This window comes from Actinoplanes awajinensis subsp. mycoplanecinus, assembly GCF_001509495.1.
Taxonomy (GTDB): Bacteria; Actinomycetota; Actinomycetes; order Mycobacteriales; family Micromonosporaceae; genus Actinoplanes; species Actinoplanes palleronii.
The window spans coordinates 157,311-178,295 of record NZ_LLZH01000234.1; the positions used below are offsets into that span (position 1 = coordinate 157,311).

Annotated in this window: 27 protein-coding genes; 11 read left to right on the top strand and 16 right to left on the bottom strand. The window is 69.7% G+C overall.

Annotated features, from left to right (window positions below):
• The first annotated feature begins 1 nt into the window (after position 1).
• The 3 genes from ADL15_RS23625 to ADL15_RS23635 are packed head-to-tail and all read left to right on the top strand — an operon-like array spanning position 2 to position 2,003.
• Complete coding sequence (locus tag ADL15_RS23625) at positions 2-847, top strand: PHP domain-containing protein (RefSeq protein ID WP_067695405.1); 846 nt, start codon at positions 2-4, stop codon at positions 845-847.
• Positions 848-894: 47 nt separating this feature from the next.
• Positions 895-1,326 carry a hypothetical protein gene (locus tag ADL15_RS23630; protein ID WP_067695147.1) on the top strand — a complete coding sequence of 144 codons (432 nt, stop codon included), beginning with the start codon at positions 895-897 and terminating at the stop codon, positions 1,324-1,326.
• A 56-nt stretch (positions 1,327-1,382) separates the two neighbouring features.
• The gene (locus tag ADL15_RS23635) at positions 1,383-2,003 is read left to right on the top strand and encodes a hypothetical protein (RefSeq protein WP_067695154.1); all 621 of its coding nucleotides are present in this window, start codon (positions 1,383-1,385) and stop codon (positions 2,001-2,003) included.
• Positions 2,004-2,271: 268 nt separating this feature from the next.
• Here the strand turns inward: ADL15_RS23635 and ADL15_RS23640 are convergent, their stop codons facing one another.
• Entirely contained in the window at positions 2,272-3,153 is an 882-nt protein-coding gene (locus ADL15_RS23640; RefSeq protein ID WP_083971640.1) for a hypothetical protein, read from the bottom strand.
• Positions 3,154-3,368: 215 nt separating this feature from the next.
• On the opposite strand from ADL15_RS23640, the gene ADL15_RS23645 reads away from it, so the two are divergent.
• Positions 3,369-4,529 carry a hypothetical protein gene (locus ADL15_RS23645; RefSeq protein WP_157441563.1) on the top strand — a complete coding sequence of 387 codons (1,161 nt, stop codon included), beginning with the start codon at positions 3,369-3,371 and terminating at the stop codon, positions 4,527-4,529.
• A gap of 3 nt (positions 4,530-4,532) precedes the next feature.
• Here the strand turns inward: ADL15_RS23645 and ADL15_RS23650 are convergent, their stop codons facing one another.
• From ADL15_RS23650 to ADL15_RS23685, 8 genes are all read right to left on the bottom strand, one after another.
• On the bottom strand, positions 4,533-4,913 hold the full coding sequence (locus tag ADL15_RS23650; protein WP_067695165.1) for a hypothetical protein: 381 nt from the start codon (positions 4,911-4,913) through the stop codon (positions 4,533-4,535).
• Positions 4,903-5,847, bottom strand: coding sequence for a ParA family protein (locus ADL15_RS23655; protein ID WP_067695167.1), 945 nt, complete (start codon positions 5,845-5,847; stop codon positions 4,903-4,905). Before ADL15_RS23655 ends, ADL15_RS23650 begins: the two co-directional genes overlap by 11 nt.
• 563 nt (positions 5,848-6,410) lie before the next feature.
• Entirely contained in the window at positions 6,411-7,127 is a 717-nt protein-coding gene (locus ADL15_RS23660; protein WP_157441564.1) for a hypothetical protein, read from the bottom strand.
• Positions 7,128-7,286: 159 nt separating this feature from the next.
• A complete protein-coding gene (locus ADL15_RS23665; RefSeq protein ID WP_067695407.1) occupies positions 7,287-8,102 on the bottom strand; it encodes an NAD-dependent epimerase/dehydratase family protein in 816 nt (271 codons plus the stop codon).
• Positions 8,103-8,151: 49 nt separating this feature from the next.
• Positions 8,152-8,628: a nitroreductase/quinone reductase family protein gene (locus ADL15_RS23670; protein WP_067695171.1), complete on the bottom strand. Its 477-nt coding sequence runs from the start codon at positions 8,626-8,628 to the stop codon at positions 8,152-8,154.
• A 45-nt stretch (positions 8,629-8,673) separates the two neighbouring features.
• The gene (locus ADL15_RS23675) at positions 8,674-8,934 is read right to left on the bottom strand and encodes a hypothetical protein (RefSeq protein ID WP_157441565.1); all 261 of its coding nucleotides are present in this window, start codon (positions 8,932-8,934) and stop codon (positions 8,674-8,676) included.
• 32 nt (positions 8,935-8,966) lie between these two features.
• On the bottom strand, positions 8,967-9,530 hold the full coding sequence (locus ADL15_RS23680; protein WP_067695409.1) for a carboxymuconolactone decarboxylase family protein: 564 nt from the start codon (positions 9,528-9,530) through the stop codon (positions 8,967-8,969).
• A 66-nt stretch (positions 9,531-9,596) separates the two neighbouring features.
• Positions 9,597-9,884 (bottom strand): winged helix-turn-helix transcriptional regulator, encoded by a 288-nt coding sequence (locus ADL15_RS23685; RefSeq protein WP_067695176.1) that lies wholly within the window; start codon positions 9,882-9,884, stop codon positions 9,597-9,599.
• A 168-nt stretch (positions 9,885-10,052) separates the two neighbouring features.
• Here ADL15_RS23685 and ADL15_RS23690 point away from each other — a divergent pair, with 168 nt between their 5' ends.
• Positions 10,053-10,364, top strand: coding sequence for an EthD family reductase (locus ADL15_RS23690; RefSeq protein ID WP_067695179.1), 312 nt, complete (start codon positions 10,053-10,055; stop codon positions 10,362-10,364).
• 31 nt (positions 10,365-10,395) lie between these two features.
• On the opposite strand, the gene ADL15_RS23695 is transcribed toward ADL15_RS23690, so the two are convergent.
• The 3 genes from ADL15_RS23695 to ADL15_RS23705 are packed head-to-tail and all read right to left on the bottom strand — an operon-like array spanning position 10,396 to position 12,834.
• On the bottom strand, positions 10,396-11,220 hold the full coding sequence (locus ADL15_RS23695) for a CPCC family cysteine-rich protein (protein WP_067695182.1): 825 nt from the start codon (positions 11,218-11,220) through the stop codon (positions 10,396-10,398).
• Positions 11,213-11,878 carry a hypothetical protein gene (locus ADL15_RS23700; RefSeq protein ID WP_067695184.1) on the bottom strand — a complete coding sequence of 222 codons (666 nt, stop codon included), beginning with the start codon at positions 11,876-11,878 and terminating at the stop codon, positions 11,213-11,215. The genes ADL15_RS23695 and ADL15_RS23700 overlap by 8 nt, the downstream gene beginning before the upstream one ends.
• Before the next feature lie 2 nt (positions 11,879-11,880).
• A complete protein-coding gene (locus ADL15_RS23705; RefSeq protein WP_157441566.1) occupies positions 11,881-12,834 on the bottom strand; it encodes an ArsR/SmtB family transcription factor in 954 nt (317 codons plus the stop codon).
• A gap of 62 nt (positions 12,835-12,896) precedes the next feature.
• On the opposite strand from ADL15_RS23705, the gene ADL15_RS23710 reads away from it, so the two are divergent.
• Entirely contained in the window at positions 12,897-13,865 is a 969-nt protein-coding gene (locus ADL15_RS23710; RefSeq protein WP_067695186.1) for an aldo/keto reductase, read from the top strand.
• 9 nt (positions 13,866-13,874) lie between these two features.
• On the opposite strand, the gene ADL15_RS23715 is transcribed toward ADL15_RS23710, so the two are convergent.
• Positions 13,875-14,270 (bottom strand): MarR family winged helix-turn-helix transcriptional regulator, encoded by a 396-nt coding sequence (locus ADL15_RS23715; RefSeq protein WP_067695192.1) that lies wholly within the window; start codon positions 14,268-14,270, stop codon positions 13,875-13,877.
• A 66-nt stretch (positions 14,271-14,336) separates the two neighbouring features.
• Here ADL15_RS23715 and ADL15_RS23720 point away from each other — a divergent pair, with 66 nt between their 5' ends.
• The 4 genes from ADL15_RS23720 (at position 14,337) to ADL15_RS23735 (ending at position 16,923) form a co-directional block, all read left to right on the top strand.
• Positions 14,337-15,068 (top strand): AAA family ATPase, encoded by a 732-nt coding sequence (locus tag ADL15_RS23720; RefSeq protein WP_067695195.1) that lies wholly within the window; start codon positions 14,337-14,339, stop codon positions 15,066-15,068.
• 22 nt (positions 15,069-15,090) lie between these two features.
• On the top strand, positions 15,091-16,053 hold the full coding sequence (locus ADL15_RS23725) for a LacI family DNA-binding transcriptional regulator (protein ID WP_067695197.1): 963 nt from the start codon (positions 15,091-15,093) through the stop codon (positions 16,051-16,053).
• Entirely contained in the window at positions 16,050-16,349 is a 300-nt protein-coding gene (locus ADL15_RS23730) for a hypothetical protein (protein WP_067695200.1), read from the top strand. Before ADL15_RS23725 ends, ADL15_RS23730 begins: the two co-directional genes overlap by 4 nt.
• An 85-nt stretch (positions 16,350-16,434) precedes the next feature.
• A complete protein-coding gene (locus tag ADL15_RS23735) occupies positions 16,435-16,923 on the top strand; it encodes an SRPBCC family protein (protein WP_198170980.1) in 489 nt (162 codons plus the stop codon).
• Between the two features lie 222 nt (positions 16,924-17,145).
• Here the strand turns inward: ADL15_RS23735 and ADL15_RS54380 are convergent, their stop codons facing one another.
• Together ADL15_RS54380 and ADL15_RS54385 are read right to left on the bottom strand one after the other, a co-directional pair.
• The gene (locus tag ADL15_RS54380; protein WP_198170981.1) at positions 17,146-17,889 is read right to left on the bottom strand and encodes a GNAT family N-acetyltransferase; all 744 of its coding nucleotides are present in this window, start codon (positions 17,887-17,889) and stop codon (positions 17,146-17,148) included.
• 46 nt (positions 17,890-17,935) lie between these two features.
• On the bottom strand, positions 17,936-19,012 hold the full coding sequence (locus tag ADL15_RS54385) for a hypothetical protein (RefSeq protein ID WP_198170982.1): 1,077 nt from the start codon (positions 19,010-19,012) through the stop codon (positions 17,936-17,938).
• Positions 19,013-19,706: 694 nt separating this feature from the next.
• Here ADL15_RS54385 and ADL15_RS23745 point away from each other — a divergent pair.
• Complete coding sequence (locus tag ADL15_RS23745) at positions 19,707-20,225, top strand: hypothetical protein (protein ID WP_157441567.1); 519 nt, start codon at positions 19,707-19,709, stop codon at positions 20,223-20,225.
• On the opposite strand, the gene ADL15_RS23750 is transcribed toward ADL15_RS23745, so the two are convergent.
• Positions 20,218-20,961, bottom strand: coding sequence for a class I SAM-dependent methyltransferase (locus tag ADL15_RS23750; RefSeq protein ID WP_067695215.1), 744 nt, complete (start codon positions 20,959-20,961; stop codon positions 20,218-20,220). The two genes, ADL15_RS23745 and ADL15_RS23750, sit on opposite strands and share 8 nt — an antisense overlap.
• Between the last annotated feature and the right edge of the window lie 24 nt (positions 20,962-20,985).

A 20,985-nucleotide genomic window follows, 5' to 3' on the forward strand; every position in this document is an offset into this window, starting at 1 on the left:
CATGGCGTTACCGGCGGACAGTCATGTCCACACCGAATGGTCCTGGGACACCACGGCCGGGGACATGGTGGGCTCGTGCGAGCGCGCCGTCGCGGTGGGGCTGCCGGTGATCGCGTTCACCGAGCACCTCGACCACATCAGCTGGCCCGCGCCGACGTCCGGTCCGTACATGAGTGCCGAACTGACCGCCGCAGCCGACCCGGACGGCCTGGTCCACCCGCCGCCCTTCGACGTGACCGGCTACCTCGCCGCCGTCGACGAGTGCCGGGACCGCTTCCCCGGCCTGCGGATCCTCAGCGGCCTCGAGGTCGGCGAACCGCACTGGCACGCCGAGCAGGTCGCGGCGATCCTGGCCGCCGGCACGTTCGACCGGGTCCTCGGCTCGCTGCACTGCCTGCCCGACGGCGACGGTTACGGCGAGCCGTGGGCGCTCTACCCGCACCGCGACCCTTTCGAGCTGGTCCGTGAATACCTCGCCGAAATCCCGCGCATGGTCGCCGGCAATGAGCCGTTCGCCATTCTGGCGCACATCGACTATCCGCTGCGGTCCTGGCCCGCCGACACGTCCGGGCCGTTCAACCCGGCGTTGTTCGAAGAAGAGTTTCGGTACGCCCTGAGCACCACCGCCGCATCCGGCCGCGCCCTGGAAATCAACACGCGCATCCCGATGGACGCGACCATCCTGAAATGGTGGCACGAGGAGGGCGGCGACGCGGTCAGCTTCGGCAGCGACGCCCACCGCCCCGACCTGGTCGCCAACGGCTTCCCGGAGGCCGTCGCCATGGCCGAGGCGCACGGCTTCCGCCCGGGCCGCACGGCTTATGACCTGTGGGGACGCGCCGCATAGCCGCTGTCCTGCGACCAACCCACGGCCGGAGCGGGCGGCCGTGGGTGGTGACTGCCGCTTTCTGGTGTCAGCTCATCCTCGCCGTGGTCCTCACCGTCACGGCTGTGGTGGTCGTGACGGCCGGGCTGCTGCCGAGGCAGGCATTCGGCGACCTTGCTGCGCCCTATGCGCTGCTGGCGCTCGCCGCCTGGCTCGCGGTGACCGCGGTCGGGCTGCGCGGCGGCGTCCGGCTGGCGTACTGGGCAAGCCTGGCCGGGCTCCTGCTCCCGGTGTTGACCCTGGTGGTGGCGGGCCCGTTCACCTCCAGAACGATGCAGTTCACCTCCACGAGGTGGGTCGAGGGGACGACTGACGCAGGGACGCCTCTGTCGATCGTCGTGAACTGGCTCGGCGCCGTGGCAGCCATGGCGCTCGTGGTGGTGACCACCGGCCTGCTGGCGGCAAGGCCCTCCCGCCAGTTCTTCTTTGGCCGGCGGTAGTCGGTGAACGTCTTCTACTGTTCGGGGGTCCGACGCGTGAGGCCGGTGGAGGCGGGATGTCGACGTTCATGGGTGCGGCCTGGATCGAGTTGCGGTCCGCGGCCGACGCCACCACGGTCCTCGACGCCCTGCGTGACGGCGCCGGCCGTTTCCCCCTGGACGCCTGGGTGGTGAGCACGCCGGACGGCTGCCGGATCGAACTGCTGGCGGACGGGGTCGGATACGAGCAGCTGGCCCGCTCGGTCGCCGACGCGATGCTTCAGCCCGGCGCGGTGCGGCGGGCTCTGGTCGCTCTCGACCACGACGAATACGGGGCAGAACACCTTGCGCTCGGGCTCGTCGACGGCCGGCCGCACCGGGTGCACCACGTCTACATCCATCCCCGCGACGACGAGACCGGCGAACCGTTCGACGAGGGCGAACCGACGTCGACGGACATCCCGGCGCTCGGCGGTCTCGAGCCCGGCGCCGTCCTGGTCGAGGGCGCAGCGGCTCGGGCCTCGCTGGCCCGGTTGTTCGAGATCCCGGTCGAGCGCGTGGAGGCAGCGGCGGTCGAGGCCGAGTCCGCCCACGAGGAGCTGGGCATCATCGGCGGCCCGTTCACCACGTGGCTGACAGCACTCAACCTGCCCTGGATCGGCGAGAGCGGCGACCCCCGGATCAGCCTGCGGCCGTAGCTGGCGACCGAGCGGGCTACCGCGAGAAACCGCCGCCCGGCGATCGCGGCATGAGAGTAAAGCCGATCTTGGATATTTTGTCTTCTGATGCGCAGTGCCATTGACCGTGGCGACGCGGCCTACATGCGATTTTGCCCAGGGCCGTACGTGCCGATCTCACACGCCACGCATCAGCGTCGGTCAGTGTCATCGCCCTACAGCTTCTCGACTTCATCACTTACCACGACAGGGCCCTCCGCCCCACCGACGCCTTACCTTCATGGGCCTGTCACCACTCCCAGCGGAAACCGACAACCGTCTGCTCAATGAACGGCACGTAACGCCGGATCGATGCCCCACGTATGGTCTCAGGCGCTTCCCGGAGCGGATTGCCGTCGACATGGTCGGACCACACGCACCACCAGGCATGGCGGGGCGGCGCTCCGTCGAAATGCACCGCGAGATCGATGTTCCGAGCCCGCGCGAAGGCGGGGCGGCGCACCTCGGTCGGGAACTGCGTGCCGGCCCGGAAGTGCGTCCGGTACTCGAGGCTGGTGCTTTCCCACTGGTGCAGTTCATGGTCCAGGACTATTTCGACTGCATGGAGCCCATCGCCATATCGCAGCCGCTCGCCGAGGTGTCCGCCGTGGATCACTTCGACCCAGTCGGCTGCAGGTTCGTGGTTGAAAATGTACGCGGTGACGCCGTCCTCGGCCGCCTGAATAGTGTGGGCGGTGCTGCGCATGAGCAGCGAACGATCGCCGGTCACCAGGTACCGCTCGAACAGGCTGACGGTGTGGTGCCGCTGACGGCGCGCCAGTTGCCGTTGCCTGAGTAGCGTTCGAGAGACACCCCGCGGGTCGCGGTATCCGTCGAACGCTTCCCACAGCCGTGCCTGGTCCACCTGGTCGATGGCGAACGCGGCGATGACCCAGGTCAGCGTTTCAACCGAGATCGCCGTGCCGTTCAACGCTCGCGACACCCTGTCCTTGAGCTCCCGGGGCAACGACACCGCGGCATCGCTGCGTTCGCCACGGTCCCACAAATGAAGGGCGAGCACCTTGGCAACCGCAGCCTGGTGTAACGACGACGATCGGCGCTGGCTGAAATTCTGCCATTGCCGGCGGTACCGCTCGTCGCTGACGAGCAACTCCCGCAGCAAGGCCGCCACGGCGCCGGCGTCAGCGGCTTGACGTGGTGGCAACGAAAGACCTCCGGACCGCCCGATGCTGTGCGGAAATGATCGCCAAGCGAGGGTCCCGCCGTGCGACCTAAGCGCGACAACCATCGTATTCAGTGGAGCGAAATTGGTCGACGTCGAAGGTTGTCGCAAAAGAGCAAAAGACGTTGATCGATATGAGTACCACTTGATCCAGGGGGACTGCGATGGCCAGACTATGGATCATCCGTTCGCTACGCGCCGCAGCCTACGAGGAGATCGCCTTCCGTGAAGGCCTGGTTGCCGTGGGCTGGGCCGCCGTGGGTGATCTGGCCGCAGTGGCGGACCAGGCCCACATTCGGGCCCGGGTCAAAGCCGCATACCCCTTCGTGGAGACGGCCTCGGCCGACGCCTACGCCGTCCAGTTGTTCCAGTTCCGCAGCGGCATCGGCCCCGAAGACCTGGTTTTGCTGCTGCGGCGCAGCCGACCGGACGTGGCGGTCGGCTGGATCACAGGCGACTACCGTTACCGTCTCGACCTGCGCGACGAAGTGCGTCACGTTCGCCCAGTCCGGTGGTTGCGCCTGGATCTGCCCCGCTCCGTGGTGGAGCGCGAACTGCCCAGCCTGCCGCCGCTCAACATGGTGATCGAGACCGGAGCAGCCGACGCGGTTATGGCGCGGATCTTGGCCCTAGTGGACGACAAGAACCCGGACGGGCGCGGGCCCGCCGCCGGTCAACCGGTCACGCCGTTTGTGAGCCTTCAGCGCAACCTCAACTACGCGCGAAGCCTGGCCACGGCCGGTCAGCACCTGGCCCAACTCGAGGTGGGCTCGTTCGAGGTGTCGGACGTGTTCCGGGCGGCTTGGGTGCAGTGCGTCGCCGCGCTCGACCAGTGGGTCCGGCAAGAGGTCCGTGGCCGGATGCTGAACCTGGCGGCGCGTCCGACCCGGCTACCCCGGCCCAAGGGATACGCGACGTTCCAGATCTCGCTCGAAGACATCGAAAGAGTTCTCCAGTCGCGCGCGACCCTGGTGGAAGTGGTCGACGAACGGCTCGGCCAGTCGCGCGGGCACCTGGCCTACCAGCACCCGGACAAGATCAGAGAGGCGTTCTCATTGGTGAGCAACGTCGGCAACCTCTGGGCTGCCGTCGCGAAGGTCCTGAGCGAGCGGGCCGGCGAGGGATCGGTCAGCAGCGGCGCCGAAGTCCGCGAGCAGCTGATCCGCATCGTCCGGCGCCGGAACAAGATCGCCCACGAGTATGACGAGGACCCCGACGACCCGCCGAACAAGCGGACGATCGACTCCGCCGTGGTCACACAGACCATCGACTGGATCGAACAGTTGGCGGCGGCGGTCCTCGTCGTGCTCGACGCCTCGGCCTGAACCTCAGCGCCACTTAGGGCTGTGAATGGCGGTCGTGTCCTCCCGCGCCCCGGCCGTGGCGTCAACGATCTTTTGGACGAGCATCGGCTTGGGGTCCTTGCTGAGCACGGCCACGCTCAACTGCCGGGCCAGTGACATCAGCGCGTCCCTCTTGAGGCCAAGGCCGTCGAGATAGGCGGCGGCGGCCCGCCGGCTTTCCGTCGCCGCCAGCTTGGCCCGGATGGGCCCCGCGTCGGGCCCGGCGACGACCACGTCGCCGCCGGGCGGCACGAAGGCCAGCCGGGCATCGCCGGCTGCCATCTGGTCGAACTGTTCGGGGCTCAGCCTGTTGATTGTGGTGGCGACGTCTCTCAACAGAGCGACGAACCTGCTCTTAGCGTCCACCGGCGGGACCTCCTGTCATTTCGAGCGTCTGAAGGAACTCGGTTGCCAGAGCAGCGAGCTCGGCCGCGATGTCGGTCGGCACGCCACCGGTGACGGCCAGCGGGACCCCGCTGGTCGTCGCGCCCGCATGGAGGCGTTGGTTGTGCCTGATCGTCGTGTCGAGCACGCAGAGGCCCGGCTGACTTCTCACACGGTGAATGAAGTCCTGGTTGATCCGGGTTGGCCGCCCGTTGCGCACCTCGACCATGGTGAAGACGACCCCGGCCATGACCGGTTCCGCCTTGGCCCGGTCGCCCGGCGACACAGTGAGGCTCTCGTTGTAGTCGCCGACCAAATCGCTGATGCCCTTACGCAGGTACTGGATGCCCAGGGTCGACAGATCGTCTGCGCGAGCCGGCACGAGATAGTGGGTACTGGCGATCATCGCGGCTTTGGTCACGATGTTGAAGTTGGGCGGACAATCGATGAGAACGATGTCGTATGTGTCGAACGCGTCCGCCGCCAGCCCGTCGAGGAGCCGACTGTAGACCTTGACGAATTTCTCGCTGGACTGCACCGGCGTCATTGCCACCAACTCGGGCGCGAGCGCCAGGTCGATGTTGACGAGGCCGAGGTGTGACGCGATCAGGTCCAGCCGGCCACCGCGCCCACCGACCTTGGCATTGACCATCGGCGGCGTGGTGATGAGATCGGTCAGGACAGTTTCGCCCTGGCCGGCGACGAACTCGCCGAACCAGCGCATGATCGTCTTCTCGTCGGCCAGCCCGTCGAGCCACTCCTTGGGTCGGTAGAACGAGAACGTCAGGCTCGCCTGCGGGTCAAGGTCGATGAGCAGCACCCGGTACCCACGCCGGGCCAGCTCGGCGCCCAGGTTGGCCGTCACGGTTGTCTTGCCGACACCGCCCTTGAAGTTGATGACGGATACGACTTTCATCGTTCCTCCAAGGCCGCCGGAACCCTCGTTCGGCGGCCTCGTCAGTACACAAGGTGTGTGTCGCGCTTGAGTCGCACTGAACCCTGAACGGCACCATGCAACTTCCTGACCGGCCGGGTGGCACTAAAGTGCGTGCAGCCCCGCATTGATCACCTCGGCTGCCTGTCCGTCGGCTTCCCCGACGCCGAACAATCTCCCATTCGGGATCTGCCATCTCCAGCACGCCGGGCCTGCTGGAACACCGTCAACCTCGAGGAACTGACCTGGATCCGCGCCCGAGCGTGGGCCGTCGCAGTAGGCACATCACCGGAATCAGCTACTACGGGAAACCCATCCAGCCTCCGTGACCGGATGCCGAACACGACTCGAAGAAATCCTCACCGATGCCACCACACGACAAAGCTCCTTACGGGCGCTACCGGATCGCACATTTTCATCGGCGAAGTAGTGCAGCGGAAGGCTGGAAGCCCGTGACGCTTCGTAGCGATCGCTTCGCGGCAGATCCGGATGCCGACTCATGGCCTGGCCGAGCTTTGCAGAGTGGTGGTTCCCGGCCTCCTGCTTCAGCGCGCCGGAGGTTCTGCATGGACGGCTCGCCGCCACGTTTCGATCTCTGTCTCGTGGGAGCCAATCGTGGTGGCGGCAGCCACCAGCGCCTGACGCTCAGCGTCCACCGAGCCATCGCCGCCGGCTACCAGAGCCAACGGCCAGGTAGGAATTCCTTCTTGCCGGTCGTAAGCATACAAGTCCCATGGTCCGTCGAAACGCCACAACCGCCCACGGCAGTCGGCGACATCATCGCCGATGTTCAGAAAAGCGTACGGCCGGAAAACAAGATCGATAATCAAGGGAATGTCATCGTACGGGTTGATGCCGCTTCCCTGCTCAACCGCGTTGACATCCTCTGACACGCCGCGGCGTAGGACCACAATCTCGCAGTGCGGGCGCGGCAGCCAACCCGTCTCGATCGGCGGATCGAAGCTCTGTACCTCGATCACGTGCACGACAGTGGGAGGAATACCGACCCGGCAATCTGCTCCAGCTTGGAGCGTCTCGGCGGAAGGCTCGGTGCGGAACAGCTCGGCGGACCAGTCAGGCATGTCGGCGCCGCGGGCGATGGCGACGTTCCCGTTCCAGTCGAATCCCACGGCATCCGGATCGCTCTGCCACCATGGCCAGCGGATCGAAACGTGTGCGCTGGAAACGTCGATCACCCTCGCCGGGGTAAACGAGCAGGAAACCTTCAGCACGTCGCCAGCACGGAATTCGCTCTCCACCACGACACGAAGATCTATCACCATGCCATGGCTGTGTCGAGCAACAGGGATGGCGGACCTCAACCAGCTGCACTACTCTCGGCTACTTGTTTCATTGCTCTAGGACCGCCTGTGGTCGCCTAACGGGGCCAGCACCTTGTTCACTTACGGAGCTTCTCCACGTCACGGCTCACGAAGCAGGCGCAGGGCGGCCTCGGTGGGCTGGTAGCTGAACGCGGCCGCCGCCGCGGCCGAGTCGTAGACCCGGTCGAGGCTCTTCGGCAGCGGCCAGCCTCGGGACCGGAACTCTGCCGCGACCTGCGGAGCGCGGTCGGCGATCACCGCGGCCGCGTCGTCAAATAAGGCGACGCAGTCTGCTCGTGTGAACGGATAGCGGCCGGCGATGTTGAACACGCCGGTCACCGTGTCCTGCGCCGCTACGCCTACCACCGCGGCGGCGACGTCCGTGAGCAGCACGGCGCGGTGCAGCAGACGCACGGCCAGCACCGGCAGTGGCTCGGGGAAACACCTGGCGATCCGCAGGGTCACCGACGGCATCGAGGCCGCGGCGGCCGACGCCTCGGCCGCGAGCTTCGTCTCGTCGTAGATGTCCCGGGGCTGCGGCGGGAGCTGCTCGTCGACCCAGACCGCCCGGTCGGCCGGGACCAAAGCGTTCCCGTAGACGCTCGTACTGCTGATGTAGACGACCCGGCGCACGCCCGCCGCCTCGGCGTCGTGGAGCAGGGCGGCGGTGGCGTCGACGTTGACCGACCGGAACTCCTCGTCGGCGACCCGGCCGACGTGCGGGGCGTGCAGGGCCGCCGCGTGGACCACAAGGTCGGCTCCGTGCACGAGGGCACGGCGGACCCGCAGGTCTCGCAGGTCACCGACGATGGTGGTTCGCGGGCCGGGTACGAGGTCCGCGCCGCGGGTCGTCCAGCCGGCGGCTTCGAGGTCCCGCGCGACGGCATCGCCGACCCGGCCCGAAGTCCCTGTCACCGCGACCAACCCGACTGTCATTGTCAACACTCCACCGAGAGAGAAGAGATCAGCGCAGGCGCAGGTGGAACGATCTGGCGCCCGCGGCCCACGCCAGGTGCAGGTCGGCCGGGTCCGGGTCGCCGTTCGCGGTGAAGCCGATCTTGTTGAAGCCGGTGAAGTTGCGGTTGTCCCGGGCGATGACCGCGTAGTCCCGGACCACCGCGTCCTCATCGGTGTGCACCACCACGTCCGCCACCCGCCGGCGGCCCTGGAACCGGACCTCCACCGGCTCACCGGTGCGCAGGTTGCGGCCCCACCCGAACGGTGAGCCGATCAGCAGCGCGCCCTCGTGCCGGGTGTAGGCGACCGGAACGGTGTACCGCTTGCCCGACCTGCGACCGACCACATACAGCGTGACCAGGCGTTTGCCGATCCCCCGCGACACCACGGGCACCCGCAGCAACACCCGCACGATCGCATTGGCGACGCCCTGCAGGGCCAGGGTCTGGGCTCTGCCGGCACCAGGTGAGCGCTCATCCGCCATGACACAGACTTTTCCGTACGACGGAAGCCGCGGCAAGCACCCGCCCTACGAGTCGAGCAGGTCCCGCCACAGCTGCTCCGCGGCCTCCCGGACCGGTGGAGCCAGGTTCCGGTGCACCACCTCCTTGGCGTCACCCAGACCCATCCCGGTGGCATCGGCGACGGCTTTGATCGCCGAGATCGGGGAGTCGGTGCGCCGCAGCAGTTCCCGCGCGATCTGGTCCGGGTCGGCGCCCGCGGCGAGCATGGTCCCCGCCATCGTGGTCAGAACCCCGACCCGCCTGGCCCGCTCCGCTGGTTCCATCACGCCCGGCAGCCTATCGACCAGTAGGCGGCCGGTCAGGGCGTGACGTCGGCGAAGCGCGGTGCGCCGGGCTCGAGGTCGACGCGGGTGGCCCGGGCGGCGAAGCTGACGGCGTGGTACCACCCGCAGAGCATGAGGAGGTCCAGCAGCTGCGGCTCGTCCAGAACCGCACGGGCGGAGTCCCAGAGCTCGTCGCTGATGTCCGATGCGTCGTGCAGGGCGTCGGCCACCTGGATGAGCACTCGTTCCCGGCCGGCGCTCCAGCACGAGTCGTCCGCGTGTCCGTGGGTGAGCGAGGCGATCTCGGACCGGGTCAGTCCGGCACGGTCGGCGAAGACCATCACGTGGACACCCCATTCGTATTCGCAGCCGCAGCGTGCACAGGTGCGAACGATGACGATCTCGCGCTCGCGCAGCGTGAGGGACAGCTGCCGGCTGAGTTCGTAGCCGCCCCAGGGGCTCATGGCGGCGGTCATCGGCAGGTTCTTGGCGAACGTGCGGAACAGCCCGATCGGCGGCGCGCCGGGCGGCATCATCGCGGCGAGCCGGGTGGCGACGTCGGTGGTGAACGGCGGTTCCAACGCGGGTAGACGAGCCATGGCCACGCTCCGGTGATTCGGATTCAGAAGCACCATAGCGATTCTCTTTTCGAAGCACCAGGGCTGCTACGCCTCACCGTCCTCGGCCATGACGCCGGCCCAGCGGCCGGACCACCGGGCTAGCGGGCGCAGCGCCAGACAGGCGTCGTGGCCGAGCTCCGTGAGACCGTAGGTCGTGTCCGGCTGCTGGTCGACCAGGTGCGCGTCGAGCAGTTCGGTCAGCCGCTGCCGCAGCACGCTGGAGGACATGTTGTCGCAGCGCTGCTGCAACGCGCGGAAGCCGACCGGCCCGTGCTGCAGCTCCCAGATGATGCGCAGGTTCCAGCGGCGCCCGAACAGATCGAGGGCGGCCATCAGGGGACGGCCGGTACTCGATCCTCGTACCGGCCGTCCCGGCCGGGGTGTCGTCATCGCGTCATCCCGCCCCACTTGATGATTCGGTATCCGACACAGTAACTTCCGAGTCGACCGATTCGAATTCCGAAGCACCCGGCGGGTTCGAGTGCTGGCACGGAGGTTGGCATGCACAAGATGGTGGTTCTGTATCCCGAGCCCACCGATCCCGACCACTTCCGCGACTACTACGTGACCACTCATCTCCCGCTGGTCACGCAGATGCCCGGCCTGCTCGCGTGGCGCTACAGCTTCGACGTGGCAGCGGCGCAGGGCCAGACGCCGTATTTCGCGGTCTTCGAAGCCGAGTTCGCCGACGCGGCGGCGATGGGCGCGGCGACGGCGTCGCCGGAGGGCCGGCGGGTGTCCGCCGATGTCACCAACTACGCCACCGGTGGTGCGGTCGTCATCCACTATCCGGTGCAGGGCGGCACCGACTGAGCCGGATCTGACCGGGGCCGGGCCCGGTGTCCTAACGCGGGCGCAGGGTTCGGCCTCGGCCCTTGGCCACGTATCGGCGGCGGGCCTCGTCCAGGCTCAGGTCGCCGTTCGGGCCGCCGTGGACGTCCGCACTGTCGTGGTCGTCCTGGCCGTCGTCCTCCCACCAGCACTCGTCGCAGATCTCGAAGGCGCCGCGCGCGGTCAAGGTGACGTGGCCGCAGCACGGGCAGGTGTGGCGCGGCGGCGCGATGAGCGGGGGAACCGGGGGCACCTGCCAGCGCCACGGGACCGGGTCGCCGACCCGGCCGGTGTAGCGGAGCAGCACCTGCGTGGAGTGCTGCCGCCGGCCGGTCGCGCGCTGCTGCTCGGCGGTGGCGTCCGGGGCGAGCCGGGCCAGCACCCGCGAACTGAACTTCGCCGGGGGCCACCACGGGGCCTGCAAACCGCGGCTGATGTCGTACACATGCAGGATGATCTCAGCGACGCCGAGCGCGGCGAACCCGGAGGTGTCGGACGGTCCGAAATGCCAGGCTCTGACGTCCGGGCCCGCGGCCCGCAGGGTGGCGACGAGCAGGGCGCCGCAGCCTTCGACGATCGTGAGCACCTCGGCCATGGTGGCCTCGTCGCGGATCCTCAGATCGGCCGGCAGATAGGCGTGCTGGGCCTGACCGGCCACCTGCAGCGCGTAGGCGAGCAGGTCGTGGCCGATGTGCGCGAGCGTGGCGCGGCAGCTCCAGTCGAGCGTGCCGGCCGGGACCGACCAGTCGCGGTCCAGCAGCGGTTCGAGGGTCTCGCCCATCGCCCGGACGGCCCGCGCCAGATCGTCCGGCCCGATGACCGGCACGAGGTCAGCCATCGCCCCGGGCGTAGCCGTCGACCAGCTGGAACGTGGCGTAGAGCATGATGCCGAGGATGATCGCGCCGAACGGGTCGAGGCTCATCATCTGGCCCGGCACCGTGGTCGCCACCTCCCTGGCCAGCTCGGGTGGCAGGTCGGCGGGCACGGTCATCACCGGCTCCGGGGTGGTGGTCCAGGCCGCGATCGCGAAGCCGGTCATCGCCACGGCGATCACCGCCAGGGTCGCGAAGCCGGTCAGCACCGGCCGGGGCACCGGACGCCGCATCCTGGTCAGCGCGACCGCGAACGCCGCGCAGGCCAGCAGCTCGCACCCCGCGCTCGCCAGCCCGCGCAGCGTCTGGGCCCGGTACTGGCCCGCGTCGTGGTCCAGCGCCACCAGGTCGGCCAGCGACGCGCCGTCGATCGCCGAGCGGAACGCCCCTAACGTCCAGGCCTGCAGCAGCACCGCGAGCGCGAGACCGAGCAGGCCGGCGCCGAGCAGCAGGCGCGGCGGGCCGGGCAGGACCGGGCGGGCCGGCAGCGGGTGCAGCGCCAGCACGGCCAGCGCCACCACCCACCCGGCGCCGAGCGGCCAGGGCAGGGAGAACAGCGCGCCGACGACGGCGACCGCCCCGGCGACGAGCAGGACGCCGAAGGCCGGCTTGGGCAACCGCATGCTCACAGGTTAGTGAGGTGGTCACCCAGGTGGGTGCGGTGGTAGAGCAGGCGGCGGCCGGAGCGCTCCGCGGTGAGCAGGCCGGCGTCGCGCAGGGTGGTCAGGTGGTGCGACGCGGTGGCCGGGGCCAGGCCGAGCCGGGTGGCGACGTCGCCGGTGCTGTGCGGGGCGGCGAGCAGGGTCAGCACGGTCGCGCGGGTCGGGCCGAGCAGGGCGGAGAGGGCGGCGGCCGGTGCGGCGGGGGCCGGTGACCACAGGGTGCCGTAGCCGGCCGGGGCGTACCAGAGGGAGCGGCCGGTCGTCATGGCGTACACCTCAGATCCGGCGAAGCCGGTCGGCAGCAACGTCAGATCCTGCCCGCCGCCGGACCAACTGCCGTGTTTGTGCGGGTAGCGGAGCTGCAGTGCGGCGCCGTCCCAGCCCAGCCGCGGGTGCAGGGTGTCGATCATGCGGCGCGGGCTGTGGTCGGCGGCGACCCGGACCCGGGTGGCGATCTCGGCGTCGGCGACGGCACGCAGACGGGGCCAGAGCGGCGCGATCGCGGTCGCGTGGTACGCCCGGATCTCACCGAGCAGCACCGCCAGGGCGGCCGCCGGCGCGTGCGCGAACCGGTTGATCTCGGCGGGCGCGGCGTGCCCGGTCCAGCCGGCGAGGACCTGGTCGACGACCCGGTCCGGCGCGGTCGCGGCGATCAGGGCGAGTTCGTCGTCGAGGCGCGGGCGGGCGACGAGCGGCACCGGGGTGAGGAAGTCCGGCGCGTAACCGAGCGGCCCGCACAGCACCGCCCGGAACGTCGGCCACCCGGCGAGGGCCGCGCCGACCCGGGCCGACCACTGCGGACGCAGCCACGCCGACCGGGCCCGCAGCGCGAACACGCTGGCCACCAGCTCGGCCATCGGCGAGTGGGCGAACCGCAACCCGGCCACGTCGGCCGGCCCGAACTCCCAGGCGATCACGCCACCATTCGAGCACGGTCGAACGGCTTCGGGCCATCCGGGCGGCATGGCAGAAAGACGTCATGGAATACACCCGTCTCGGCCGCACCGGCCTGACCGTCAGCCGCCTCTGCCTCGGCACCATGAACTTCGGCTGGCAGCTCGGCGAGGCCGACAGCCACGCGATCCTCGACCACGCCGCCGAGATCGGCATCACCTTCGTGGACACCGCGAACATGTACGGCCGCGAGGACGGTGACGGCCTCAGCGAGCGGTTCATCGGTTCCTGGCTGGCGACGTCCGGCCGCCGGGACCGGACCGTGCTGGCCACCAAGGTCTACGCGCCGATGTCCGACGACCCCAACGACCGCGGGCTGTCCGCCCGCAACATCATCGCCTCGTGCGAGGCGTCGCTGCGCCGGCTCGGGACCGACCGGATCGATCTGTTCCAGATGCATCATGTGGATCGCCACACCGGGTGGGCGGAGATCTGGCAGGCCATGGAGGTCCTGACCGCGCAAGGCAAGATCCGGTACGTCGGGTCGTCGAATTTCGCGGGCTGGCACCTGGCCCGGGCGCAAGCCGTCGCGGACCACCGGAACTTCCTCGGCGTGGTGTCCGAGCAGTGCAAGTACAACCTGCTCACCCGGCACGCCGAGCTGGAGGTGCTGCCGGCCGCGGCGGAGCTGGGCATCGGGATCCTGCCGTACTCGCCGCTGCACTTCGGGGCGCTCTCCGGTGCGCTGCGCAAACAGCGTGAGGGGGTGCCGGGACGCAGCGTGCTGCACGCGCCGGAACGGGTGGAGCCGCACCGGGCCGCGCTTCAGCGCTTCGAGGAGTTCTGCGCGGAGCTCGGCACGGAGCCGGCCGCGGTGGCGATCGGGTGGCTGCTGTCCCGTCCGGAGGTGACCGCGGCGGTGCTCGGGCCGCGGACCCGGGAGCAGCTGGACCTGCCGCTGGAGCCGCTGACCGGCGAGGTGCTGGCCACCCTCGACGACATCTTCCCGCCGATCGGCAACGGCGGCCCGGCCCCGGAGGCGTGGGCCTGGTGATCCGCCGGGTCAGGGCAGCGGCTCGGCCGCCAGCGCGGTCAGCAGTTCCTGATCGGTCGCGGACAGCCCGGCGATGAGCTCGGCGACCTGGCGCTCGATCTCGCGGGCGCACTCCTGGGCGACCCGGCGCCCCCGCGGGGTCGACTCGACCAGGACCACCCGGGAGTCGCGCGGGGACGGCAGGCTGCGCACCAGGCCGCGTTCCTCGGCGCCGGACACCAGCCCGGCCATCGCGGACCTGTCGAGACCGAGGTGGCCGCCGAGGTGGAGCATGCCGGCCGGACGGTCGCGCACGATGCCGAGCAGGCGCAGCTGCGCGATCGACAAGTCGCGCTCGATGCCGGCCTCGGCCAGGATCCGCTGGATCTGGAAGGAGAGCTGCACCAGCGCGTCCGTCGTGCTCACCGCCTCACCCTACTCGTGAGGGCCCCCGGCCGCTCCCGGCCAGCGGATCCTTCCTACACTCGGCGGGTGACCGGCCGGTTCCTGCGCGACATCGCGGTCGACCATGACGTCGACACCACGGCGTACCCCTTCCGTCTGCCGATCGTGCGCGGTCTGATCGCTACCGGTCACCTTGATCTCTCCCCGGGCGTCACATTCCTCACCGGTGACAACGGTTCCGGCAAGTCCACGCTGGTCGAGGCGATCGCGGTGGCAGCCGGGTTCAACGCCGAGGGCGGCAGCCGCAACTTCCAGTTCGCCACCCAGTCCACCGAGTCGGCGCTCGGCCGGCACCTGACCGTGGGCCGGCAGGCCGGACGCCGGGAACGCTCCAACTTCTTCTTCCGCGCCGAGTCGTTCTACAACGTGGTCACCGAGATCGACAACCTCGGCGTCGCGGACGGCTACGGCGGCCACAGCCTGCACGAACGCTCCCACGGCGAGTCCTTCCTCGACCTGATCGCGAACCGCTTCCACCCCGGCGGGCTCTACCTGCTGGACGAGCCGGAGGCGGCGCTGTCACCGCGCGGGCTGCTGATCGCGCTGGCCCGGCTGCACGACCTGACCGAGGCCGGCTCCCAGATGCTGATCGCCACGCACTCGCCGATCCTGCTCGCGCTGCCCGGCGCCACGATCCTGCAGGTCGAGGACGACGGGCGGCTCCGCCGCGTCACGTACGACGAGGCCGACGCGGTCCAGGTCACCCGAAATTTCCTGGCCGACCCGCAGCGCACCCTGCGCCACCTGCTCGCCGATTGAGGCCCGGCGATATCGTTCCCCCATGGAGAACCGGCGTACCACCCTCGCCGACGTCGCCCGGGTGGCCGGAGTGTCCCGCGCCGCCGCGTCCCGGGCGATCAACGGCCGGTACGGCACCTCGGAAGAGGTCCGTGACCACGTCCGCGCCGTCGCGGCCCGGCTCGGCTTCGAGCCGCACGCCGTGGCCCGCGCCCTGGCCACCGGCCGCACCAGCGCGAACCGCCGCGAACGCGTCCAGGTCCTGATCGTCGACCCGGACCCGGACGCGATGGCCGCCAAACCGTTCTACGGCCGGGTGCTGACCGGCGCCCTGCGGGCCATCGGCGACCAGGACATCTCCCTCGAGGTCCGCCGGGTGTCCACCGCACCGGCCGTCGACGCCGACCCGCCGTTCGGCCAGATCCTGATCAACATGCCGGGCCCGGCGAGCGCCGCGTACGCCCGGCGCAGCCGCACGATCGCGCTGGGCCGGTCCGCGCCCGGCGTCGCGTTCGTCGCCCCGGACAACGAGGGCGGCGGATACCAGGCCGCCATGCACCTGGTCACCACCGGCCGCCGGCGGATCGGCGCGGTCTTCGGCCCGCCCACCCCGTGCGCGCAGGAGCGCAAGGCCGGTTTCCTGCGGGTGATGGACGGCGTGGCCCGCGCCGTGCTCTCCGTCGACGGCGACTTCACCCGTGCCCGGGCGTATGCGGCGACCCAGGAGCTGCTGGCCCGGGACCCGGGGCTGGACGCGGTGTTCGCGTCGTGCGACGTGACCGCGATGGGCGTGCTGCAGGCGCTGCGCGAGGCCAGCCGGCGGGTCCCGCAGGACGTCGCGGTGGTCGGCTTCGACGGCAGCGCCCTGGCCGAGGCGGCGGACCTGTCGTCGGTCTACATGCCGGTCGAGGACGAGGCCGCGGCCGCCGTGCACCACCTGCTGGACCCGGCGCTGCCGGCCCCGGGCCGCCTGCCGACCCTGCTGACGGTGCGCGGATCGAGTTGACCACCGAGCCCGACGCCGAGCTGAACCGAGCCGTCACGGTCTTCGTGTGGGGTGATCAGGGCCGGCCCTGGCCGTCGTCGCATCCCGGCGCGGTCAGCCGGGCCTTCGGCGACGCCGCCCCGGAACTCCTGCGGCGGATAGCCGTCCTGATCAGGACCGTCGACCGCATCCTGCCCGGCACCGACCTGACCGTCTACGCCCACCGCGTCGAAGAAACCCTGCGCGCCGACCACCCGGAGCTGGACCAGGCCGCACGGGCGGCGTTGGTCAACCGCTCGACCTACGCCTGGCGCTGATCGCCGATCACTGATGGTCCCGGTGTCCTGGACGGCGCTCCTCGTTCGTCGCTTCATCGAGACCGATGGCGAGAGGAGCAGTCAGGTGGATCTGATCACGGGTACGGAGGTCACTGTCGCGCGGGTGGTGCCGGTGCCGCCGGAACGGATGTGGGAGCTGGTCACCGCGGTCGACCGGATCGGTGAGTGGAGTCCGGAGACGATCGACGGCGGCTGGGGCGACGACGAGCCGAAACTCGTGCCTGGTACCCGCTTCACCGGGCGCAACCGGTTCCCGAACGGGCTCGAGGCAACCGCCGTCTGCGAGATCACCGAGGTGGTGCCCGGTGAGGTCTTCGCCTGGTCGGTGCTCGACGAGGACGGGGCCGCCGGGTCACTGTGGCGTTACCACCTGAGTGCGGGCGACGGCGGCACGACGGTGGTCCGGCAGACGTTCCGGCACGGGCCGGGCGACACCGGCGCCCGCGAGGAAGCCGACGCCGCGGCGGCAATGGACGATCGCCTGGTCACCCTCTGCGCCAACATGCTGGCCACCATCGCCGCCATGAGCGCAGACCCGTCGGCCACCGACTGATACCGGCTGGCTCTCAGGGGTGTGTCCGTGACCCGGACACACCCCTGAGGACCAGCCACCGTCGGGAGGCGCGGGCGGGACCGATGCCCAGACGATCGTGAGTGCGGGCCGTCCGGTCGGCGGCAGCGCGCGTTGCGGGCCGGCTGGTGCTGAGGGCTGCCTCGAAGTCGCTGAGACAACCCTCAGCACCAGCCGGGAGAGCCGAGCTGGTCTTCGGTGCCGCTAACCGAGCGCAGAACGGCCGCCAGGACCAGCCGGAATACCCCAGCTGGCCTTGGAGGCCCTTATACCTGGCGCATAACGGCCGCCACGGCCAGCTGGGAGAGCCCGGCTGGCTCTGGAGGCCCTTACACCAGGCGCATAACGGCCGTCGGGGCCAGCTGGGAGAGCACGGCTGGTTCTGGGGGTTGGGTCGGCGGCTTTGAGGCGACCCTCAGGGCCAGCCGGCCTCCTGGGACAGGGGAAACGTCTGTCGACATCGACAGGGTCGGCGTGCTCCCCGATTTTGTGGCGGGCTGCGATGCGGGTGGGCGTGTTTGTCAGGTGGGCGGGTTTAGGGGCTGGTAGAAGAAGTGCTTGGTGGTGTCGTCCGGTATGCCGGGTAGGTGGCCAGGTTTCCTGGTAGCCGTGCCGCAGGTAGAAACCCGGCGCCTGGAACGACATCGTGGACAGGATGACCCGGTCGCAGCCGCGCCGGCGGATCTCGGCCTCGGCCGCGGCCAGCAGTTCGGCGCCCAGACCGTGGCCCCGATACTCGCCGGCGAGCCAGAGGGAGGAGATCGCGCCGCAGCCGCCCCAGGTGTAGCCGGTGAGGCCGCCGATGAGGGTGCCGGTCGCGTCGGTGGCGCGGATCGACAGTGGGGTCTCGTCGTCTGAGGTGATGGCGGCGCGGTTGAGACGGTCCAGTTCATCGGAGAGCAACTGCTGCAGCTCCGGGTCGCCCTGGCCGGTGGAAATCGTGGTCACGTCGGCATCCTGCCGGGCGGTGCGGCCCCGGGCACTGACGAGGGCCTCAGGGCAGCCAGGCGAGCAGCGAGCCGCTGCTGCCGTCGCCGACCTGAGCCGGTTCCTCGCTCCCGGACAGCGGCACGGTGTAGAGCATGCCGTCGCTGACGAACGCCATCGCGGTCGCATCCGGGCTCGGCAGCACGTCGCTGACGGTCTTGTCACTCTCCGGCAGCAGTGGTTTCTGAGTCAGCCTCTTGCGATCATCGCTGACGGTCATCAGGTACACCTGGTGGGCGCCACCGGCCTGCAGGCACAGGAACCGCTTGTCGTCGACGAACTGCTTGGGCCAGCACAGCTCCGGACCGGAGACGGTCGTCGTGCCCTCACCGATCTCGGGGCCGATGGTGAAGCCCGACGGGCTGTACTCGACCTGGGTCTTGCCATCCGGGGAGAACGCGGAAAAGCCGAAGCCGCCCTGCGGGACCTTGCCATCCGGCGAGAACCAGAACAGCGATCTGAAGTCACCCAGTGAACTGCCGAAGGCGTCCGTTGCCGACATCTTCAGGCTGGGTGGTCCCGCATCCGCGTCGACCGACCCGAGGCTGGTCTTCGACTCGAACCAAATCCGCCCGTCGGCCGGATTGAACACGCCACCGACGTAGTCAGGGCGGGTACCGCCGTAGCCACGGGAAAGCGGCGTCAAATCGATCATGGTGCGCTGCAACGTGACGTAGCCGATATGCGTCTCGTCGTTCCCCACGGTGATCGATGCCGCCATCCGGGTGAAGTCCCGGTTGAACATCTGCCGCTTGACGAAACCACCGGGAACCGTGGCGTTGCAGTCCATCGCCACCGACTCGTCGCCCTCGATCAGAAACGTTCGCCGCTCACCGGCCGCTCCGGTGCTCGGATCCACCGATGCCAGATCGTAGGTACCGCTGCCCGAACAATTGGCATAGACGATGCCGCGCAGGCTGCCGCCCCCGGACGGGATGACCACGGGCTGGGGATCAGTGCCGGAACTCTCGGCATTCACCACCGGCGGAACCAGGGCCGGCTCCCTGGACCGCGAAGAACAGCCTGCGGACAGGCCGAGCAGGACGACGGTCGTCGTCACGACGGCGAGATTCACGCGGGCCACGTCGCCGACCGTACGGCCCGGTCCACGATGGCGAAACCGGCTGGTCGGGCACCGGTGCCGGCCCTCGGCTTACCACGTGAGGGACCTATCCCTTCAGGTGTTGTGGACGAAGTGCTTGATGGTGTCGTCCGGCATGCCGGGCAGGTGGCCGGTTTCCTGGTAGCTGTGCCGCAGGTGGAAGCCCGCCCCGGCACCGGGCGACAACGGCCGGTGATGATCGACTCAGCGTGGCACGTCGCGGACATCACGGCCGACCCCGTGCGCCCGGAAACGCACGGCCGGCTTCCCGCGCGCGATGGACGGCGCCGCCCGCGCCGTGATCTCCGTCGACGGCGACTTCACCGACGCCCAGGCGACCTGGCCCTGCTGGCCCGGGGTCCGAGGCTGGACGCGGTGTTCGCCTCGTGCGACGTGACCGCGATGGGCGAGCTAATGAGGTCGCTGCCGGACTCGGGCTCGCACGAGGTCGACAGTGCTGGTGTCGAACACTTGAGTGTACCGAGGAGCCTGCCAACATCGACAGGTCCATCGCGCCCGACGAACAGGAGGTGACTGCAGACCGGGAAGGGCATTTCGGCATATTCCGGAGCGACCTCCGGGCGATCGACGGGTACTTTCGCCAGCAGCGACGGACGCAGACTGGTCACGATCGGGCGATCAGGGTGCCGGTCGCGTCGGGATTGTGCCGGGTGGGGTGCACCTCGTCGCCGGGCTGGGGCGACAATGGCCGGTGATGATCAACTTGGCGTGGCATGTCGCGGATGTGAAGCCGCCGCGGACTCCGGCGGATGACCTGGTCTCCTCCCGGGTGTGGATCACCGTGGACGGGGTCGCCTTCCCTGACGCCGGCTGGTGGGACCTGCCGCTGTCGGTGATCGGGTCGGCTCTGGCGGCCTATGCGGAACTCCGCGATGGCGGATTTCAGGAAGACCTCCCCGAGGACATCGCGCAGGCGTCGTCCTATTTCTTCGACGGGCCGTTCGCCCTGGCCTATCGCCGGACCGCCGACGCCGAGCCGGTGATCTACCTCGAGGGCAACCGCGAGAACCACGAGGGCGAACTCGAATCGCTGGTGGCCGGCGAGATGCCGTTGGAGTCGTTCCGGGTGGCTCTACTCGGGGCCGCGCAGATCCTGCACGCCGAGGTGGTGACGCGGGGGCACCTCGACGAGCAGGTGCGGATCGCTGCGGGGATCGTCACGGGACTCACCTGACGGCGACCACGAACAAGCGGTCCGGCGTGCGTCGCCCGACTCCGGGAAGGATCTCGATGTGGCGCAGGCCGTGGCGGTGCAGCGTCGCGGACAGCTCCGCGCGGCTCCACGGCCGCATGGCGAACGCGTAGGTGGACTCCTCCACCACCCGGTCCCGCTCGACGAGCGTGTAGTGCTCCTCGACCCGCAGCAGACCACGCTCCCAAGCGGCCCGGCTGGTGAAGCGCAACTGCCGGCCGCCGCCGAGATCCGCGAGGACCTGCCGCGTGGTGCCGTCGGCGCGCCGGCGGGAGGCTTCCTTTTCGCGTACGTCCAGGAACAATCGACCACCCGGGCGCAGGCAGCCAGCGAGCGCGGCGACCACTGAGTCTCGCTCCGGCGTGGTGGTCATGTCGTTGAGGACGCCGCGGCACGTCACCCCGTCGTACGAAAACGGGGTCTTGATCTCGCAAAGGTCGACCAGCAGCGGTCTCGCGCCGGGGCAGCGAGCGGCGGCCCGCGCCAACAGCTCGGCGGAGGCGTCGGCGAGGTCGACCCGGTGTCCGTTCGCGATCAGCGCGGCGGCGTGCCGGCCGGTGCCGCAGCCCGCGTCCAGGACTGTGGAGCCGGGCCGGAGCCGGGCGTGAACGGCCTCGGTCCACGGCGCGACCGGATCGGTGATCAGCAGGTCGTAGGCGTCGGCATGCCGGCTGTAGAACGGCCGCTCGGCACTGACCGACGCTGATCGGGACACCACTGCGCCGAGCCTAGTGGCCGGGCC

What these genes read in the sequence shown, in the direction of transcription:
- ADL15_RS23700 (WP_067695184.1), bottom strand. Translation starts at nt 11,878, where the DNA reads ATGCGGTTGCCCAAGCCGGCCTTCGGCGTCCTGCTCGTCGCCGGGGCG.
- ADL15_RS23635 (WP_067695154.1), top strand. Translation starts at nt 1,383, where the DNA reads ATGTCGACGTTCATGGGTGCGGCCTGGATCGAGTTGCGGTCCGCGGCC.
- ADL15_RS23695 (WP_067695182.1), bottom strand. Translation starts at nt 11,220, where the DNA reads ATGGCTGACCTCGTGCCGGTCATCGGGCCGGACGATCTGGCGCGGGCC.
- ADL15_RS23680 (WP_067695409.1), bottom strand. Translation starts at nt 9,530, where the DNA reads ATGGCTCGTCTACCCGCGTTGGAACCGCCGTTCACCACCGACGTCGCC.
- ADL15_RS23655 (WP_067695167.1), bottom strand. Translation starts at nt 5,847, where the DNA reads ATGAAAGTCGTATCCGTCATCAACTTCAAGGGCGGTGTCGGCAAGACA.
- ADL15_RS23710 (WP_067695186.1), top strand. Translation starts at nt 12,897, where the DNA reads ATGGAATACACCCGTCTCGGCCGCACCGGCCTGACCGTCAGCCGCCTC.
- ADL15_RS23685 (WP_067695176.1), bottom strand. Translation starts at nt 9,884, where the DNA reads ATGGCCGCCCTCGATCTGTTCGGGCGCCGCTGGAACCTGCGCATCATC.
- ADL15_RS23625 (WP_067695405.1), top strand. Translation starts at nt 2, where the DNA reads ATGGCGTTACCGGCGGACAGTCATGTCCACACCGAATGGTCCTGGGAC.
- ADL15_RS23690 (WP_067695179.1), top strand. Translation starts at nt 10,053, where the DNA reads ATGCACAAGATGGTGGTTCTGTATCCCGAGCCCACCGATCCCGACCAC.
- ADL15_RS23725 (WP_067695197.1), top strand. Translation starts at nt 15,091, where the DNA reads ATGGAGAACCGGCGTACCACCCTCGCCGACGTCGCCCGGGTGGCCGGA.
- ADL15_RS23645 (WP_157441563.1), top strand. Translation starts at nt 3,369, where the DNA reads ATGGCCAGACTATGGATCATCCGTTCGCTACGCGCCGCAGCCTACGAG.
- ADL15_RS23670 (WP_067695171.1), bottom strand. Translation starts at nt 8,628, where the DNA reads ATGGCGGATGAGCGCTCACCTGGTGCCGGCAGAGCCCAGACCCTGGCC.